Source organism: Acetobacter sp. AAB5 (assembly GCF_050106715.1).
GTDB classification, from domain to species: domain Bacteria; phylum Pseudomonadota; class Alphaproteobacteria; order Acetobacterales; family Acetobacteraceae; genus Acetobacter; species Acetobacter oryzifermentans.
Map to the genome: position 1 here is coordinate 83,085 of NZ_JBNIEW010000011.1, position 17,555 is coordinate 100,639.

Sequence of the window (17,555 nt, forward strand, 5' to 3'; positions counted from 1 at the left end):
CTTGTTTTTCAGGCTTCCACTATGTCTTCTGCGCGGCAAGATCAGTTCTGATTTTTGTTGTTCATTATATTGAACTTGATCCCGTATTTGGAATAATGAAGAGATCGGACCTCTCTGTCAACAAGGAAAATAAGAAAAAGTATGCCCAAATCACAGGACACGGTTCCCGCATTACGGCGGGCCGTTCGTATTCTTGATATGGTGAAGGCTTCTATCAGGCCGCCCTTGGCCGCAGATGTGGCGCGCCAGCTAGATTTGCCACGTAGCACAGTGCATGGCCTGCTGGCTGTTATGGTGGAGCTAGGGCTGCTGGAGAAAAACGCATCTCAGGGCTACAGGCTGGGAACACGCCTGCTGGACTGGGCCGGAGATGTAACAGAAAAGCGGGATCTGGTAACAGAATTCTACCACGTATTGGAGAATCGTGCCGATCTGGATGCGTTTACAGTTACGCTGACCATGCTGGAAGGGGCGGAGGTTGTGTATGTGGCCTGCCGCAATAGCGCTACAGTGCTGGGGGCCTCTTTTAGGGTAGGTATGCGCTTGCCTGCCATATTTACGGCCACAGGTAATGCCATGCTGGCTGGTATGGATGATACCTCTTTCAGAGAATGGCTGGCCCTTAACCCTGTTTCCACATGGTCAGAACCACTTACACCTAACGGCATTTGCTCTGTAACGACATTAGTGCGTGAAATCGCAGAAATTCGTGACAGAGGATACGCTGTGGATGATGAGCAGGTGCATGAAGGGCTGTGGTGCTTTGCCGCATCTGTCAGAGATCATTCCGGGCAAGCTGTAGCCGGTATTGGCATCAGCCTGCCTCAAACAGAATTGAGCCGTTTCACGGTTGCACAATTGGGCAATATGGCTGCGGGGTTGGCGCAGGCTGTTTCTATCCGTCTGGGTTATCGTGGGGAACGGCAGGATTTTTCCTGATGATTCCATAAGGTACTTTCTAATGTCTTTTTTGCATCTGTTATTTAAGCGACGTGTTGCCAAAGCCAGTGCTTTAGGTTTGTTGCTTGTGGGGGGAGGGATAGCGGCAACACCATTTGCTGGTGCGGTTTCTGCCCCGCAAACAGTGGTGCGCTATTTTGTGTATGCGCACGGCCTGCATGTTATGACCATTAACAGTGCTTATCGTCTGAGCGGCAACCAGTACAGTGTAGCTGCCCAAAGCAAGACGGGTGGGTTGCTCCAGCTTTTCATGAAAACCAATATCAACATCCGCGCGCAGGGGCATTTTTACAATAGCGGCATGCCTGAACCAGAAAGCTATGAGAGTGCTGGCTGGTCTCGCGGTAAAAACCGACATCTTTCCATTGCCTATAAGCAGGATATGCCAGATGTGCAGGCAATGGAGCCTGTAGAAACCGATCGCGAACAGATTTTGCCAGATGAACGTAAGGGTGCAGTAGATAATGTTGCCATTCTGATGGCGCTTTTGCACAAGGTGCAGGAAGGGCAAGGCTGCGGTAACGGCGCGGTTAAGGTGTTTGATGGTGTGCGCTTAAGCACGTTGCAGGTGCAAACAGAGGGCGTTCAGCCTTTGCCAGATGGCGCATCAAAAGATTGGGGAGAAGATGGTTTACGCTGTAGTTTTGTAGCGCAGCAGATCAAGGGCTTTAAACTCTCTAGTGCAGACCGCAAAGCCAGAAAACCTCAGCAGGGGCGCGTCTGGTTTGAGAACATTCCCCAGATTGGCATGGTGGCTACAAGAGTAGAGGTGGATAGCCCCAAAATGGGGCACATTATGGTGGAACTGGAAGGGAAACCTCAGCAACAGCCATAAATGGCAAGAAGCCCAAATAAAAAGCCCCTATCCGTGCAGATAGGGGCTTTTTTGTATTTATTCCACGGTGACAGATTTTGCCAGATTACGTGGTTGATCTACATCTGTGCCCTTCAGTACAGCAACTTCATAAGCCAACATTTGCACCGGAATGGTTTGCAGAATGGGGGCTACAAAATCATGCACGTGGGGCAGAACCACCATCTGTTCTGCAATGGCAGATACACGTTCAGCACCTTTAGTATCCGTAAACACTAGTAGGCGGCCACCACGTGCTTTGGCTTCTTGCAGGTTGGAAAGTGTTTTTTCAAACAACGCGTTTGATGGCACTGTGGCGACAATTGGCACTGTGCGATCAATAAGGGAAATCGGCCCGTGCTTCATTTCACCAGCTGCATAAGCTTCTGCGTGAATGTAGGAAATTTCCTTCAGCTTGAGCGCACCTTCCATGGCAACGGGGAACATGCTGCCACGGCCCAGATACAAAACATCACGCGCTTCCACCACAAGTTGGGCCATGGCACGAATAGCATCTGTTTGGTTGAACACTTCCGCTGCACGGCTGGGGAGGTCTAACAGGGCGCTTACCAGATGTTCTTCTGCCAGTGTATCCAGCTTGCCGCGTGCACGGGCAGTGGCAATGGTCAGGCACGCCAATACGGTTAACTGAGCGGTAAAAGCCTTGGTGGATGCCACAGAAATTTCCGGGCCAGCCACGGTGCCCAGCACAACATCGCTTTCCCGCGCCATGGTGCTGTGTTCAACATTCAGCACGGAAACAATGTGAATCGCTTTTTCACGCAGGCTACGCAAGGCCGCCAGTGTATCTGCTGTTTCCCCAGATTGAGAAATCAACAGCCCCAAGGACCCTTCCGTTAGCGGTGGGTTGCGGTAACGCATCTCGCTGGCAACATCTATATCCACCGGCAAGCGGGCAATTTCTTCCAGCCAGTAGCGGCCAATCATCCCCGCAAAAAAGGCAGACCCACAAGCGGTAATAACTGCGCGTGGCACTTTTGCCAGATCAAAAGGCAGTTCAGGTAAAAGAACGCGACGAGAAGCCGGATCCACCATGCGCTGCAAGGTCTGGCCGATCACCAACGGATGTTCGTGCAGCTCTTTTTCCATGTAGTGGCGGTAACCATCTTTGCCGATGGAACCAGCAGCTAGGGCGGTAAGCTGGATAGTGCGCTCAACAGGCACACCATCAAAGTTCATGAACTCTGCGCCCTTGGGGGTGATAACAACGCAATCCCCATCTTCCATGTAGGCGATGCGACGGGTCAGCGGGGCCAGAGCCAGTGAATCAGAGCCCAGAAACATTTCATCTTCGCCAAAACCCACAGCCAGAGGGGCGCTATGGCATGCGCCAATCATCAGCCCTTCGTGGCCAGCAAAAATTATGGCAACGGCGTATGCGCCTTCTAGGCGACGCAGTGCATGCAGGGCTGCTTCTTTGGGTTCTAACCCTTGTTGCAGATGGTAATCTACCAGCAGGGCGATGGTTTCACTGTCGGTTTCTGTTTCAAAAACCTGACCAGCAGCTTCCAGCTCACGGCGTAGGGTTTCAAAGTTTTCGATAATGCCATTATGCACAATGGCTACGCGCTCGGTACCATGAGGGTGGGCATTGCAAGCTGTAGGGGCACCATGTGTGGCCCAGCGGGTATGCCCAATGCCGGTGGTGCCGGGCAAAGGTTCCTTTTTCAGCAATGCAGCAAGGTTATCCAGTTTACCTGCTGCACGGCGGCGTTCAACACGCCCATCTACTAAAGTGGCAATACCTGCGGAATCATAGCCCCGATATTCCAACCGGCGCAGGCCTTCAAAAACAATAGGGGTGGCATGCCTTCGGCCAACAACGCCGCAGATCCCACACATCAGCCGTTTTCCTTTTTTGCTTGCAGGCGCTCTTTAAAAAGCCTGCCCATTTCCGCTTTATTCACTTGCTGTGCCCGGCCAAAAGCCAGAGCTTCATCTGGCACATTTTTTGTAATGACACTGCCAGCGGCCACCAGCGCGTTGTCTCCAATAGTAACGGGTGCCACAAGAATGGAATCCGAGCCGATAAAGGCTTTCTCTCCAATCGTGGTGGTGTGTTTGAACACGCCATCATAGTTGCAGGTAATAGTGCCTGCGCCAATATTGGTGTGGCTGCCGATTTCGGCATTACCCAGATACGTAAGATGATTGGCTTTGGAACCTTCGCCCAGTGTTGTGGCCTTGAGTTCAACAAAGTTGCCAACCCGCGCAGAAGCGCCAATGGTGGAGCCTTCCCGAATACGTGCATAAGGGCCAACAATCGCATTGGCCTGCACTTCGCATCCTTCAAGATGGCTAAAAGCGCGAATAACGGCCCCACTTTGCACAGTTACGCCAGGGCCAAAGAACACGTTAGGTTCTATTAACACATCGGCTTCAATCTGCGTATCAGCGCTTAGAAACACAGTTTCTGGCGCAACCAACGTTACACCATTTTCCATGGCTTTATTGCGTAGGCGTGTTTGCAGGGCAGCTTCTGCCTGAGCCAGTTCTGCACGAGAGTTTACGCCACGCAGTTCATCTTCTGCAGCTTCTACCGCGCGTACCTGCACGTTATCGGCTACAGCCAGATCTACTACGTCTGTCAGATAATATTCACCCTTGGCGTTATCATTGCGCACGTTATGCAGCCAGCGGCGGAAATCTACGGCATCTGCGCACAATACACCGGCATTGCACAGGTCAATCGCGCGTTCTTCTGGCGTGGCGTCTGCCCATTCTACAATACGTTCCACATTGCCATTTTGGGCAACAACGCGGCCATAACGCGCAGGATCAGCAGGGCGCATGGCTAACAATGCCAAGCCCACATCTGGCTTGCGGCGCTCTTCCAGCAAACGATTGAGTGTTTCAGCCGAAATCAGCGGGTTATCTGCATAAAGCACAGCCACATCGCCATCACCAAACCAGGCTTCGGCCTGCAAGGCCGCGTGGGCTGTGCCCAAGCGTTCTTGCTGCACAACCACTGGATAGGGGGCCGCCAACTCGGCAACCTCTTCCATATCTGGGCCGATTACAACAACCAGCCTGTCAAAAACCTCCGCGGCATTGGCAAGTAGATGTGCCAGCATTGGTCGGCCACCAAGAGATTGCATGGCTTTAGGGCGGGAGGACTTCATGCGGGTGCCCAGTCCGGCGGCCAGAAGAACCGCCGTGGCAGGACGTGGTGCGGAAATAGACGTCATAACAGCATGCGGTAAGCCAAGCTCCGGCATGTGTCAAACGTCTCCCCATCGGAAAACAAACATGCCAATATCATAAAAGTTTTCAGATATTTACTCGGCAAGGAAAAACCGCATGTTCACACCTCGTCTTGCTGTTTTTGATATGGACGGCACGTTGCTTGATTCCGTGCCGGATCTGGCGGCGTGCAGCCGGGAATTACTGGAAATATGCCATCTTCCATCCCTGACAGATGCAGAGGTGCGTACCATGATAGGCAATGGCGTGCCTGCCTTGGTGCAACGCGTTCTGGATGCCGGGCGTAAAAAGCAGAAGGCCATAACTTCGCAGCCATATGTTTTACCGTTTACGGAGGCTGAAGCTGTACAGAAGTTTATGGAGCTTTACACGCCACGGGCTACACGGCTTTCACGTCTGTTTCCCGGCACGCAGCAGGCATTGGAACAGTTGAAAAGTGCAGGGTGGTTGCTAGCTGTGTGTACCAACAAGCCGGAGGTGGCTGCTCAGCGTATTTTAGACAATTTTGGTCTAACGTCACTTTTTGCAGCAATAGGCGGAGGTGACAGTTTTGCCGCCCATAAACCAGATCCGGCCCATTTACTGGGCACAATCAAACAGGCTGGCGGAGAGGTTTCGCGTAGTGTGATGATTGGGGATATGCCACCAGATTGTGGTGCGGCGACTGGAGCTGGCGTAAGGTTTGTGTTTGCCGCGTGGGGCTATGGTTCCAGCGCATTGGCAGCGCAGGCAGATGCACAAGCGGGCAACATGATGGATATTCCATCTGTGCTGCCTGCGTTACTGCCCGCTTAAGTGTGAAAAGAAATTATTTGCCGGGTGTTTTTGTAACGGAACACGTTGGAAAAGTAGAGGCAAGTTCTTCTGCCAGCACAACATCGGCAGGTTTATCTACATCTACAGCGGCGCGGCCATCAGAAAGTGGAACAAGTTCTGCTTTTGCGCTGGTGAGATGATAGATGCGCCGGTAAAGCGCGCGCCGTGTCAGCTTGCCACAGAGGGCACGCAGCAGAATGCCCAGCCCTAAAAGCCAAGCAATCCGCAAAGGGTGCTTGCGGTTTTTTTCTACATGCTGCCACAAGTCTGCCACGCGGGCAGAAACAGAGGTGCGGAATAAAAACAGGTTACAGCCAGAAAAAGACAGATCAGCAAGCCGAATATAAGTACGCTGCGTGTTGGGTACATCCCGCTTTACGGTTGTTTCTGTTGCAACAGCAACGGCAAGGTCAGCTTGCGGGTGGCTCTCACTCAGCAGTTCTTGCACCCAGCTTGGCTGGAGTAGGGCATTATCTGCCGTGGTTACCAGCAAAGGCGTGCCATAGCGCGCAAGGCCAGCCAATACGCTGGCGCTTGGGCCTTCAGGACGCGCAGGAATAATATCTATTCCGGCAGGTAAGATAGACGCAATAATTTGTGGGTTTTCAATGCAAACAGCAATGCGGGTGATTTGAGGCACCTGTTGCAGTGCATCAATTACCCTCAAGAGCATAGGCACCCCACCAATAGGCAGGAGTGCTTTGTGAGAAACGCCCCCGGCCAAGGCAACCGGGTCTGGCTTACCGGGGCGAGAGCCTGCCAGAATAAAAGCTGTAATGCTTTGAGAGGAAGCGGTCATGCCGCTTTCCTGTTCTCCGCTGGGCGTGCACCATCGGGGCGATCACGCGGGGGAGCGCCAGTCAATTCCATGACCCACGGATACTGTTGGGCTTCTTTAACATCGTAACCCAGATTGAAAACCGTGGGGCTGCGGGGGCGGGCTTTGGCATCTAGATAATATGAGCCAAACATCCGATCCACCACAAAGCTGGTGATGCCGAAGTTGCCATCCTCATCATGGAAATGGTGCAGCACATGGCGCGCTTTCATGCGCTGGATCCAACTTGCGCGGGGCTTGTAGTTAAGGTGCTGGATGCAGTGGAAGAATTCGTAAATGCAGGTAATGGCAACGCCTGTGCCAAATGCCGTGGCTGCAGCGCCAATCCCGCCAATAAGGTAACCAATAGGGATGGTGACAGCCCCAATGGTAGGCAGTGTTGTAGCCGGTGCGCCAAACAGAACATCCAGCAGATGCGGGTCCTGATGATGGTCAAAATGGATGCGCTTCCACAGAGCGGCTGTCCATTTCATTTTATACAGGATACGCCCATGCAGCACGTAGCGGTGCAGCAGGTACCACACCACTGGATACACAATAACAACGGCGACCATAGAAACCAGCGTTGGCCACCAACCTGCAAAAAAGTACGCAGCCAGCGCAGCAGAAGCAATAACCAGCGCAAAATAGAGCAGGATGGTTGGGTAGGTAAGATATGCCACCCAAAGCTGCCTGAGGTTCATTTTCCCCAGATCAAAGCTGCGCCCGGTTTTAAGCGACGAGTTATTTAGCGTTCCGCTCATCGTGTTTCATTCCTCAGGAGCACAGTAATGGCCCCCAGTGTGAAAATAATCAGTGCGGGTATGGTAGCAATTGCCGGCGGTAGCAACCCCGCATTCCCCATTGCGCGTAGCATACCCTGCACAATAATAAACAACAGCCCGCTGCCCAAGCACCATACTGGCACCCAGCTGCGCGTTCCTGTCCGTGGAGGGATATAGATTGTGGGCAGCGCAATCAACAAAAGAACAAGTAAGGAGGCCGGACGCAAGAAGCGTTCAAGCAGCCCAGCTTCCAGAAAACCGGGGCTGGTATGGGATGGTAGGCGCCCTTGTAGCATGCCCAGAATGGTGGTGGAAGAAAGCGGCGGATTTTCGGCAGACAGGCGGATAAACTCCCACGGATGCAGGCTTGTGTCCCAACTCATGTTCTGAACAGAAGGCAGGCGCGTGGTTTTTTCACCTTCCACGGTAATGCTATCAACATTGTGCAGCAGCCAGCCACGCGTATGTGTGTAATCAGCAGATTTGGCGTGGAGAATCTGTTGTAACCGCCCGTTGGCATCACGGATATAGATATCCACCTTGGCCAGCATATTGCCACCATCCGATGTATAGCCAATATGGGCAATACGGTTGCCATCATGGAACCAGAAGGCATGCCCATTTTCTGGATGTGGGTCTGTACGGTTCCACCATGCGGCCAATGCCTGCTCAGACCGGGGTGTGACCTGATCATCCAGCACAACGCCTGCAAAGCCGATTACCAGAGTGGCGGGGATAAGGTATTTATACAGGCCAAAAGTAGAAAGGCCACAAGCCCGCAGAATGGCAATTTCGCTGGCTAATGTCATTTGGGTGAGCATAAGCAGCGCGCCAATCAACACACTTAATGGAAGTGCGCCAGCCAGCAGAAATGGTGCACGCATGGCCGCAAAGCTGAGAATACCCTGTACGCCTAAGTGACGTTGTAAAATAGGGGTGGTTTGTTCAAGCAGGGCCAGAATTTCAAGAAGCCCGACAAGAACGGCACCACAAAAAATCACGCGCGTAAGCAACGCCATGGAAAGATAGCGGAGAAGAACGTGGCGGGGCATGCTTGAAGATTGGCTCATGGCAGGGCTTTTTGGGCAGATGAGCGGGAACGCCAGGCTTTTAACACCTGAAAGGTGCCTGATTTGTAAAGTAGCAGCAGCGTACAGCCGACAATAAAGACCAACGCAGGCCCCCAGATAAGCAGGAGCGATGCCTTTTTTGTAGCCACCATGCTGTGGCCGAACTGGATGATGTGGTCAAACCCAACCATAATAATAAAGGCCAGAGGCAGACCGGCATTGTTGCGTTGGCGCTTGCGCATAAGAGCCAGAGAGGCCGCTAATAGGGGAATAAAAGGCACAGTAAGGCTGCGCGCCATACGAAAATGCACTTCAGAACGCATATGAGGGCGGGAAATGGAAGGGTCATGCCGAATGAGGCGGCCAACCAGTTCTGGGGATGTCAGCTCTCGTTCATCCTCACCGCGCGTGCGGAAAGGAGAGACGTGCGAGGCATGTGTAAGGTAGCGCGTAGAATGATCAAACGTGACCAGACTGGGCACGCCATCCCCTTTATCCGTGACAATCACGCCGTTGGTAAGATCAATCTCAACAGTTTCACCATCCAAACCGATGCGGATATGCCCGTTGCGCGCAGTAATATCGCGCTCCTGCTGCTCAGAAAGATCTCGGATAAAAACATTTTCCAGATCAGAGCCGCTTTGGGAGACCTTATCCGCAACAATGGTCAGTTGAGATGAAGGGCTGGCAAACATGCGGGGCTGCAAACGCGGCGCCCAGCCTGTGTGGCTGGCAATGTAAAAGGTTGAACGAAAATCATATCGTGCATGAGGCTGGATAAAGCCATAAAGCAGAAAGGAAAGGATACCCAAGATAACGCCCAGTTGGATATAGGGGCGCGTAATCCGCAGCAGTGAAAGGCCACTGCTGTTGATGGCATCAATTTCTTCATTCTGGCTCATGCGGCGGATCACGGTAAACACCGCTACGCAAAGTGCGGCCGGAATAGCCAAGCCAAGGTAATGGGGCAGCAAGGCCGCCAGCAGGCCAATAAATATGCCAATATGGTTGTTGCCCGCTGCCAGCAGATTGAACAGCACCAAAAGGCGTTCAAGTATCAGGGCAATCATCACAACAGACAGCGCCACCAAAAAAGGCGGCATAACCTGAGCAATCAGGTAGCGGTCTAATGTGCCGGGGCGAAGCGAAGCTACAATCCGGCGCAGGAAAGGCACATTGAGCATGCGGGTTGTCATAGCGAGGTTGCGGGCAAAAGGCGATGCGCACTGCACACACGCCTCATTTGGCTATCTTGCAAGCTTCCATCTGGCATTAAGCTGCGGTGTTGAATGGTGATTTGCCAGATATCGGGCTGTTTGTGCACGGAAATAGCATTCCACCCCGCACTTTTTTCCGGTTCATCCGCAATGTGGGACGCAGAGGTGCTGCTGACAGCCAGAATATCTGTGCCAGGAAGAGCGGTGATTTGCGCACGATGAGAATGCCCGTAAAGCACAAGTTCAGCACCTTCTGCACGCAATACGTCTTGAAACGCCAAGAAATCATCCAGCCCTTTGCGGCGGCTGACAATGCCTTGCGCCGGAGGGTGGTGGAGTAACACAATCCGGCATAATCCCATAACGCGGGTGCGGCGCAACAGATCCGCCAAAAGCACAAGCTGGGTTTGCCCGGCCTTGCCAGACGCCAAAAAGGGTAAGGTGGGAACGGCCGTGTTGACCCCAATAAGGGCGATATGATCTTTTACCAGCAATGAAGGGGCTGCCGGTTCAGACTGCGTGCTGCTATGCAGCCATTCGGCCCAGAGAGCCTGTTTGGCAGCGCTATTCTCTTTTATCAGCGCATCATGATTGCCGGGAATAAGCAGTGTAGGGGGCAAATCTTGCTGTAAAAGCCACTGCCGTGCGTACTGAAATTCTTTGAGCAAACCCAGATTGGTCAGATCCCCCGTGAGGGCAACCATATCTGGATGAAAGTGGCGGATATCCCGCATGATTGCCTGCAAAGCCGGTAATTTATGCAGGTGCCTGCGCCGCAGTTGCCAAGACAACAAACTGAGGATGCGCTTGAAGCGGATTTCCTTAAAAGAAGGCAAGCCGACAAGTGGCAGATGTGGGTCAGACAGATGGGCGATATGAACGCAGGACAAGAAAAACACATCTCCGGTGACGGGGTATGGCCCCACGGCATGTGACAAGAGCCATAACAGCCTTTATACCATCGCCCGTAGCCGGGGCAAAAGGCGCTGGCGTTTTTGTTTGTTTATAGCAAGAGTGCTGAATGTCCGATCGTTTTGCCCTGATTTATAACCCTCGTAGCCGTCGGAATTTGAAGGCAGATCCCAAGTACCTGGCGCTGGCGGGCAAAATGTTGGGGCCTTTGTTCTGCTCCCCTAGAACGCATGCTGCATTAAGGCAGCAGGTTTATGCCCTCTTACAGCAAAAAATAAGCTGTCTGGTTGTGGATGGGGGAGACGGCACAGTTGGGAATGTTCTGAGCGCACTTTATACCTCATCCTGCCCACCAGAGCAGTGGCCAAGTATTGTTGTGTTGCCTTCTGGCAATACTAACCTGATTGCCACAGATGTTGGGTTTGGTAAGCGTGGGGTTGAGGCATTACAGATTTTGCAGGCTCGTCTGGCATCCGGACGCCTTCTTTCCGATGTGCGGCGCAGGCAGCCTTTGGTGGTCACGCGCAACGGGCAGAAAGAAGGGGCTTCTCTAGGCTTTTTTGGTGGTTTGGGTGCTTTTGGGCGTGGGATTGAAATCGCGCATGATCCCAAAATCCTGAAGAATTATTCGCATGATGCCGCCGTTATGGCGACATTGTTTGTGACGGCTTGGCAGTTGCTAAGCCCGAAACATAGGCGAGGATGGCTGGAAGGTACAAAAGTTACAGTAGAGCGGGATGGTGAGGTATTGCCAGAACAGAACCATTTTCTGTTTTTATGCACCGCTTTGCATCGGCTGCCCCACGGTATCTGGCCATTCTGGCAGAATCTGACAGAAGCAGACCGGGGTATTAGTTATCTGGATGTTGCAGCTTTTCCCCCTCATTTAGGGCGCGCAGTCTGGAATTTGTTACGGGGGAAAGCGCCGCAATGGTTACGACAGGATGCAGCTTATCATAGTGGTTCGGCAACCGAATTGGTGCTGCGTACGGACCAATCCTTTATTCTGGATGGTGAGGTTTTGCCTCCTGGGGAAGATGGCAGCCTGACTGTTTCTGCGGGCCCCGTGGTTTCTTTTGTGCATGTTTAAAGCATTCTGGTGGAAAAGCAGTTCATGAAGGGTATTCGGCCGGGGCAGAAAGAAATTTTCACCCTTACAGAGCAAGAACTGCATACGCCTGTATCCCCTTTGGTTACGGAATTTGTGCATAATCTTTTGGGTACAGCGCAACCATTAGGGGTTTTGTTTTATGGGTCTGGCCTACGGGGTGGAATTCAAGATGATACCCTGCTGGATTTTTATATTATCGTAGAAAAGCAGATGGACTGGCCCAGAGCGCGGCTTTCCTGTCTGGCAAATGCCATTTTGCCCCCTAACGTGGAATATCATGAATACAGGGTAGGGGAGCATCTGCTGAGGGCCAAAGTTGCCATTTTGTCTCTGGCGCAGTTTCGTTCCCTAACGCGCACCCAAACATTGGATACCACTGTTTGGGCGCGCTTTTCTCAGCCTGTTCGGTTGGTATGGTGGCGGGATAACGAGGCCCAAGGAGCGTTGCACGCTTGCGTTATGCGGGCGGTATTGACTGCCGCATGGTGGGCCGCACAACTTGGCCCAGATTCAGGCAGCGTTCTGGATTATTGGAACGCCTTGTACCGCAATACTTATCGTGTTGAATTGCGGGTTGAAAAAGCAGGCCGTGGGCAAAGCATTGTAGATGCTTATATGCAGCGTTATGCGCAGCTTTTACTGCCGTGTTGGCAAATGCTGGGTATCCCGTATAAGTCTCAAGATCAGATTGTCACGCCGCAAATCCCACAGGAACAAAAGCAACATGCCATTCAAAAATGGACATTACGTGCATCTTGCGGTCGGCCTTTAAATATTCTGCGCTTACTTAAGGCAGCTTATACATTTACAGGTGGGGCACGTTACGCGGCATGGAAAGTTCAACGCCATAGCGGGATAGAAGTGCCGCTTTCTTCGTTTGCAGAAAAACACCCCTTACTGGCAGCACCGCCAATTGTTTGGCGCTTGTGGCAGCAAGGGGCGTTTAAACGCAAATAAGGGTTTTAGGCTGCGGTGGGTGCTGGTGTTACGCCAACTTCTGCGGCAGCTTGCCGGAATATGGCAATGGCCTGAGCAATCTGCTCTGGCGTATGGGTGGCCATTACGGAACAACGCAGCAAGGGGCGTGAATCTGGCGTTGCCGGGGGAAGGCTAAGGTTGACGTAAACACCAAGTTCCAGAAGCCTGTTCCACATGGGAATAGCTTCTTCAGCAGTTTCCAGCGTAACCGCAATAACAGGGGTAGCCTGTTTACTCGCATTTAGCCCGATATCTACAAAACCAGCATGTAGTTGCTGAGCATTGGCCATAAGCTGTTTACGCAGTTCTGGATGAGCCTGCATATCGCTCAAGGCTGCCGTTGTTGCAGCAATAACTTCTGGTGGAAGAGATGCCGTAAACATATATGGGCGGCAGTTCAGGCGTACAAATTCCAGTTCAGGATGGTCGGATACGCAGTAACCCCCAACAGTCCCGAGGCTTTTTGAAAATGTGCCGACAATAAAGTCCACATCAGCTTCCACACCATCGGCTTCAGCCGCACCGCGTCCGTTTTCACCCAACACCCCAAAGGAATGGGCTTCATCTACCAGAAGATATGCACCAGTTTCTTTTTTAACGGCTACAAATTCTGCAATCGGGGCCACATTGCCCGTCATGGAATAAATGCCTTCAACCACAATCAGCTTGGCACCGGGGGTGCCATCCATGCGTTTCAGGCGTTTATAAAGATTATCCGGGTCATTATGGCGGAAACGAATAACTTCTGCAGCACTCAGGCGGCTCCCGTCATAAATGCTGGCATGGCTATCAGCATCCAGAAACAGATGGTCGTCTTTGCCGGCAAGCGTGGAAATAATGCCTAAGTTAGCCTGATAACCCGTAGAAAAAACCATGGCATCACGGCGGCCAAAAAACGCGGCAATATCTTTTTCAAGCTGCCGGTGGAGAGACTGCGTGCCGTTTGCAATGCGCGAGCCCGTGGTGCCAACACCGCAAGCCGCAGCAGCTTGTTGGGCGGCCCGAATGGCATTTTTGGATTGGCTAAGGCCTAAATAATTATTGGTACCGAAAAGAAGCGTTTCCCGACCTTCAATAATTCCAACAGTTGAAGATACAGGTTTTTCAATAACAACAGCAAAAGGGTTGCGGCCACCTACGGCGACTACAGAACCCAGCGCGCCTGCCGTACCTTCAAATTTGGAAAATAGTGATGTCATCCACGCTCACCCTTTGTTTTTCAGAGCGACAATGCATGCGGCAAGGTCATTAATCGTCCGGATATCGGCAAGTTTGTCGAGCGGGATGGAAACATCCAAGCTATCTTCAACTTCCATAACGAAGTTCATGACGGCCAAAGAATCAAACGCAAGATCTTCCATGATCTTGCAGTTACCATCAATGTCACGCGGAACCTTCGGGTTGGCGAGGAGCTTTTGAATGATCAGCGCGGAAACGCTTTCAACGGTTTCGCTCATGTCGGATCCTTCATCCCTTAAGGGCGTTTGTTTTATGCCGAGCTTGTGCTCGCAGTGCCGCCTTATGGGTGAAAAAGGCCAGTTTGACCAGCCTTTCTCATCATAAACGGGCGATAAAATCCTGTAGGCCGGTCAGGCGACTTCAGACTGCTGCTCAAACGCGCCGCTTAGATACATGGTGCGGGCTTTGGCACGTGTAAGTTTGCCCGAAGATGTCTGCGGCAGCGCATGTGGTGGCACCAATACGACAGAAACTTCTACCCCATGGAGGCGGCGGAACAAGCTGGCGGCTTCGGCTCTCAGCTTCTCACGCGTGTCTGTGGCAGAAGCGCGGCACTGAATAAGAGCCACGATTTCTTCATGGTCGCCCTTTTCCAGAGAGAAAACAGCCACATCTCGGCTACGAAGGACAGGAATATGCGTTTCGGCAGACCATTCCAGATCCTGCGGCCAAATGTTGCGGCCATTAATAATAATCAAGTCTTTGGCGCGGCCAGTAACAACTATCTGCCCATTGAGCATGTAGCCAAGATCACCAGTGTTCAGCCAGTTGTCTGCGTCCAGCGTTTTGCTGCTTTCTTCCGGCATCCGGAAGTAACCGCTCATCAGGCTGGGGCCACGTACATAAATAGTGCCAACTTCTCTGTCGCTCAGCACCCGGCCATAACTATTCCGAACTTCCAGTTCATGCCCAGGCAGAACTTTCCCGCAAATCACAAAGGTGCGGCTTGGGGTGTCTGCACTGGCGGGTGGGCGCGCAATTCCTGTGCTTTCCAGCGCAGGAAGGTCAACCGTATCGGTTTCTATGCCTGTATCAAGCGGCGCAAAGCTGATGGCGAGCGTAGCTTCTGCCATACCATAGCTGGCTACAAATGCTTTTGGGCTAAAGCCAGCGGGGGCAAAGCGCGCAGCAAATTCATCCAGAATATGCGCGCGGATCATATCGCCACCAATGCCTGCAACCCGCCAGCAGGAGAGATCTAGCCCTTCGGATGCCGGACGCCGGGCGCAAAGTTCATACCCAAAAGAGGGGCTGTAGGCGATGGTGCCACGGTTACGGCTGATCAGATCCAGCCACACATGTGGTCGGCGCGCGAATTCGCGCGTTGGCAGCAGGTCCACGCTCAACTGGCACGTCATGGGCGTCAGGAAGAAACCAACCAGACCCATATCGTGATAGAGAGGAAGCCAGGAAACGCAGCGATCCCCTGTTTCCTTAACCTGCAATCCATTGCGTGCAATGGAGGAAACATTCGCCATGCCGGAACGGTGGCTTACGCAAACCCCCATGGGGAAGCGTGTGCTGCCGGAAGAAAACTGAAGATATGAAAGATTTTCTGGTTGAATATCGGGCAGCGGCATATCTGGCACAGGGCGTGCCATAAGCTCAGCTGGTGGCCCAGCAAAAACAAGGCCCAAGCCCGTTACAATTTCGTCCGTCCAGCCTTCGATAATCTGCGGAATAATCACGGCGCTGGCTTGTGCGCTAGTAATCATACCCCGAAGAGTTTTTAGATAGGCTTCTTTGCCGCCAAAAGCGACAGGGAGGGGAAGGGGAGCCGCAACCAAACCAGCATACTGACAGCCAAAGAAGATGCGGGCAAAATCACCATCGCTTTCCGCAACAATGGCAACGCGGTCTCCCGGCTGTAGGCCCATGCCCAAAAGGCGCAAAGCTGTATCAACAGCCTGCTGACGCAATACTTTATAGGGTAGGGCTTCTAGAAGTACGCCTTTGCCGGAATAAATGTTAAACCCGGCTTCGCCTTGAGCGGCATAGTCCAACGCTTCAGGAAATGTTGCAAAATCCCCGTACCGGCGCGGCTGACCAGATGCGGTAGAAACCGGTTGGAGGGTTTCATTTAAAGAGATTGCAGAAGCAGGGTTCATACTATTCATCAGCTGGCCATTCGAAGAAAATCAACAATTGCGTCGGCCCCTACCGGCGCAGTCGGTTCGTCCCCAACAAGGTCGAACGTGTCGCGTATATAATCTTTTTGCAGATTTACGAAAGCATTGTGCGACGAAAAGGCTTGTTCAATGTCTTCTCCTAGACTGTCAATAGTATTCAGCACAGGTCCCAAAGACCAGAAGCGGTAATTTTCATCACCCTCCCAATCAACATTGTGCGCATTCAGAAACATACAAGCGCGCGGCTTTACCAGAAATTCGGCAACTTGCGAACTAACATCGCCCAGATACATGTCTGCGGTGGATGTGTACGTCATATCAATGCTGCGGGCACTGCCGGTATCCACCAGCATGTGTGGATAATGCCCAAACGCACGTTCTAACTGCAACGCCTCGGCTTTTTTGTTGTCAAACAGCCGATAATGGGGCGCAAAGATAAGATTATAACGGTCTTGGTTCGCAAAATGTGTCAGCACATTCAGGCCCATTTTAGGCCATGATGAGAGGCGCGTATTAAAATGTGGATTATAAAGGATAGTCGGACGATTATTGTTAAATAGACGTAATGTCCGATGGCGCATCCGATGAACCATATCGAATTTGGCGTAAACGCCAGTATGATAACAGCCAGGACGGATGGCACCTTGAGCTAAAAGCCGCTCTTCTATTTTATGCCCAGCCATCAGCACGTAGTCGAATTTCTTTACATCACGCGCAAAACCAATAGCCCGATCTCCGGCACCGTGGCGTGTCCATATCAGCCTTGGCTTATTTACCCCCAGCTTACGCAGATAGAGTGAAGTGCGCTCGGGAACTACGATCCCCTGAAACGAAGAGAAATAATTCTTGTTAAAAAATAGGCTCGCCAGACGAAAAAAAGCGGTCTGCCCATAGCGTTCAGTTTGGCGCCGTAGAAACTGAGGGAGGTGTAGAAGGCTGAACTGCACTTTCGATTCTGGATAATATGCGGCCAGTGAGCGCACATAATCCAGATGCGATTGTGTGGTGCAGGCAAGATGCACTTCAGCCTCGGGATGACGGCTCGCAATTTCCATTGCAATCGGCAAAGAATGCAAGGTTTGGTGCGGCTGTGCGATGTAAGGGAAGAGAATGCGCATCTGTTAAATGTCATCCTTGTTTAACATAGGAACCTTTGTCACAGCATGAGCGTCTTTATGTGCTTGCCCATAAGGCAGTCTGGCCTCAGCAAGTTACTGTTCAGTGCACAAATCGTTCAGCGTGCCCGATAGTCAAGCCCCACCGCATAAGGAGAAATGTGAGGAAGAAGGCTTTTTCGTGATGTGGGAGAGGAGGGGCTTAAGGCAAAAAATCAAGAATATGAATTTTTTCTGATTTTTAGAGTTGACGACGTATGTTTATGGGGTGTAGAAGCTGCTTCACCGAGACGGAGTGGTCTTGGCGGGTTTAGGAAGATCTGCTAGG

Annotated in this window: 16 protein-coding genes; 5 read left to right on the plus strand and 11 right to left on the minus strand. The window is 52.1% G+C overall.

Annotated features, from left to right (window positions below; translation table 11 throughout):
- Positions 1 to 141 precede the first annotated feature (141 nt).
- Together ACP7IZ_RS10935 and ACP7IZ_RS10940 are read left to right on the plus strand one after the other, a co-directional pair.
- A complete protein-coding gene (locus ACP7IZ_RS10935; protein ID WP_426849174.1) occupies positions 142 to 939 on the plus strand; it encodes an IclR family transcriptional regulator in 798 nt (265 codons plus the stop codon).
- 22 nt (positions 940 to 961) lie between these two features.
- Positions 962 to 1,795: a DUF3108 domain-containing protein gene (locus ACP7IZ_RS10940; protein WP_426849175.1), complete on the plus strand. Its 834-nt coding sequence runs from the start codon at positions 962 to 964 to the stop codon at positions 1,793 to 1,795.
- 57 nt (positions 1,796 to 1,852) lie between these two features.
- Here ACP7IZ_RS10940 and glmS read toward each other — a convergent pair whose 3' ends face one another.
- Together glmS and glmU are read right to left on the minus strand one after the other, a co-directional pair.
- Positions 1,853 to 3,676 (minus strand): glutamine--fructose-6-phosphate transaminase (isomerizing), encoded by a 1,824-nt coding sequence (gene glmS, locus ACP7IZ_RS10945; protein WP_150178586.1) that lies wholly within the window; start codon positions 3,674 to 3,676, stop codon positions 1,853 to 1,855.
- The gene (glmU, locus tag ACP7IZ_RS10950) at positions 3,676 to 5,052 is read right to left on the minus strand and encodes a bifunctional UDP-N-acetylglucosamine diphosphorylase/glucosamine-1-phosphate N-acetyltransferase GlmU (RefSeq protein ID WP_426849176.1); all 1,377 of its coding nucleotides are present in this window, start codon (positions 5,050 to 5,052) and stop codon (positions 3,676 to 3,678) included. Before glmU ends, glmS begins: the two co-directional genes overlap by 1 nt.
- A gap of 82 nt (positions 5,053 to 5,134) precedes the next feature.
- On the opposite strand from glmU, the gene ACP7IZ_RS10955 reads away from it, so the two are divergent.
- Positions 5,135 to 5,833 (plus strand): HAD hydrolase-like protein, encoded by a 699-nt coding sequence (locus ACP7IZ_RS10955; RefSeq protein WP_426849177.1) that lies wholly within the window; start codon positions 5,135 to 5,137, stop codon positions 5,831 to 5,833.
- A gap of 13 nt (positions 5,834 to 5,846) precedes the next feature.
- On the opposite strand, the gene ACP7IZ_RS10960 is transcribed toward ACP7IZ_RS10955, so the two are convergent.
- Genes ACP7IZ_RS10960 through ACP7IZ_RS10980 form a run of 5 tightly spaced genes read right to left on the minus strand, consistent with a single transcriptional unit; the run spans position 5,847 to position 10,669 of the window.
- Positions 5,847 to 6,653: a nucleotidyltransferase family protein gene (locus tag ACP7IZ_RS10960; RefSeq protein ID WP_426849178.1), complete on the minus strand. Its 807-nt coding sequence runs from the start codon at positions 6,651 to 6,653 to the stop codon at positions 5,847 to 5,849.
- A complete protein-coding gene (locus ACP7IZ_RS10965; protein ID WP_006116581.1) occupies positions 6,650 to 7,435 on the minus strand; it encodes a sterol desaturase family protein in 786 nt (261 codons plus the stop codon). Before ACP7IZ_RS10965 ends, ACP7IZ_RS10960 begins: the two co-directional genes overlap by 4 nt.
- Entirely contained in the window at positions 7,432 to 8,526 is a 1,095-nt protein-coding gene (locus ACP7IZ_RS10970) for an LptF/LptG family permease (protein ID WP_426849179.1), read from the minus strand. Before ACP7IZ_RS10970 ends, ACP7IZ_RS10965 begins: the two co-directional genes overlap by 4 nt.
- Positions 8,523 to 9,722: an LptF/LptG family permease gene (locus tag ACP7IZ_RS10975; protein WP_426849180.1), complete on the minus strand. Its 1,200-nt coding sequence runs from the start codon at positions 9,720 to 9,722 to the stop codon at positions 8,523 to 8,525. The genes ACP7IZ_RS10970 and ACP7IZ_RS10975 overlap by 4 nt, the downstream gene beginning before the upstream one ends.
- Positions 9,719 to 10,669, minus strand: a complete 951-nt coding sequence (locus tag ACP7IZ_RS10980) for a metallophosphoesterase family protein (protein ID WP_426849192.1) — start codon at positions 10,667 to 10,669, stop codon at positions 9,719 to 9,721. The genes ACP7IZ_RS10975 and ACP7IZ_RS10980 overlap by 4 nt, the downstream gene beginning before the upstream one ends.
- A 95-nt stretch (positions 10,670 to 10,764) precedes the next feature.
- Between ACP7IZ_RS10980 and ACP7IZ_RS10985 the strand changes: the two genes are divergently transcribed.
- Both ACP7IZ_RS10985 and ACP7IZ_RS10990 read left to right on the plus strand, forming a co-directional pair.
- On the plus strand, positions 10,765 to 11,745 hold the full coding sequence (locus tag ACP7IZ_RS10985; RefSeq protein WP_426849182.1) for a diacylglycerol/lipid kinase family protein: 981 nt from the start codon (positions 10,765 to 10,767) through the stop codon (positions 11,743 to 11,745).
- 24 nt (positions 11,746 to 11,769) lie between these two features.
- The gene (locus ACP7IZ_RS10990; RefSeq protein WP_426849184.1) at positions 11,770 to 12,723 is read left to right on the plus strand and encodes a hypothetical protein; all 954 of its coding nucleotides are present in this window, start codon (positions 11,770 to 11,772) and stop codon (positions 12,721 to 12,723) included.
- Between the two features lie 5 nt (positions 12,724 to 12,728).
- On the opposite strand, the gene spt is transcribed toward ACP7IZ_RS10990, so the two are convergent.
- From spt to ACP7IZ_RS11010, 4 genes are all read right to left on the minus strand, one after another.
- Entirely contained in the window at positions 12,729 to 13,943 is a 1,215-nt protein-coding gene (gene spt / locus ACP7IZ_RS10995; RefSeq protein ID WP_089179206.1) for a serine palmitoyltransferase, read from the minus strand.
- A gap of 6 nt (positions 13,944 to 13,949) precedes the next feature.
- A complete protein-coding gene (locus ACP7IZ_RS11000; protein ID WP_003625320.1) occupies positions 13,950 to 14,201 on the minus strand; it encodes an acyl carrier protein in 252 nt (83 codons plus the stop codon).
- A gap of 132 nt (positions 14,202 to 14,333) precedes the next feature.
- Positions 14,334 to 16,100 carry a fatty acyl-AMP ligase gene (locus ACP7IZ_RS11005; RefSeq protein WP_426849186.1) on the minus strand — a complete coding sequence of 589 codons (1,767 nt, stop codon included), beginning with the start codon at positions 16,098 to 16,100 and terminating at the stop codon, positions 14,334 to 14,336.
- On the minus strand, positions 16,100 to 17,230 hold the full coding sequence (locus ACP7IZ_RS11010) for a hypothetical protein (RefSeq protein ID WP_019088425.1): 1,131 nt from the start codon (positions 17,228 to 17,230) through the stop codon (positions 16,100 to 16,102). The genes ACP7IZ_RS11005 and ACP7IZ_RS11010 overlap by 1 nt, the downstream gene beginning before the upstream one ends.
- Positions 17,231 to 17,555 lie beyond the last annotated feature (325 nt).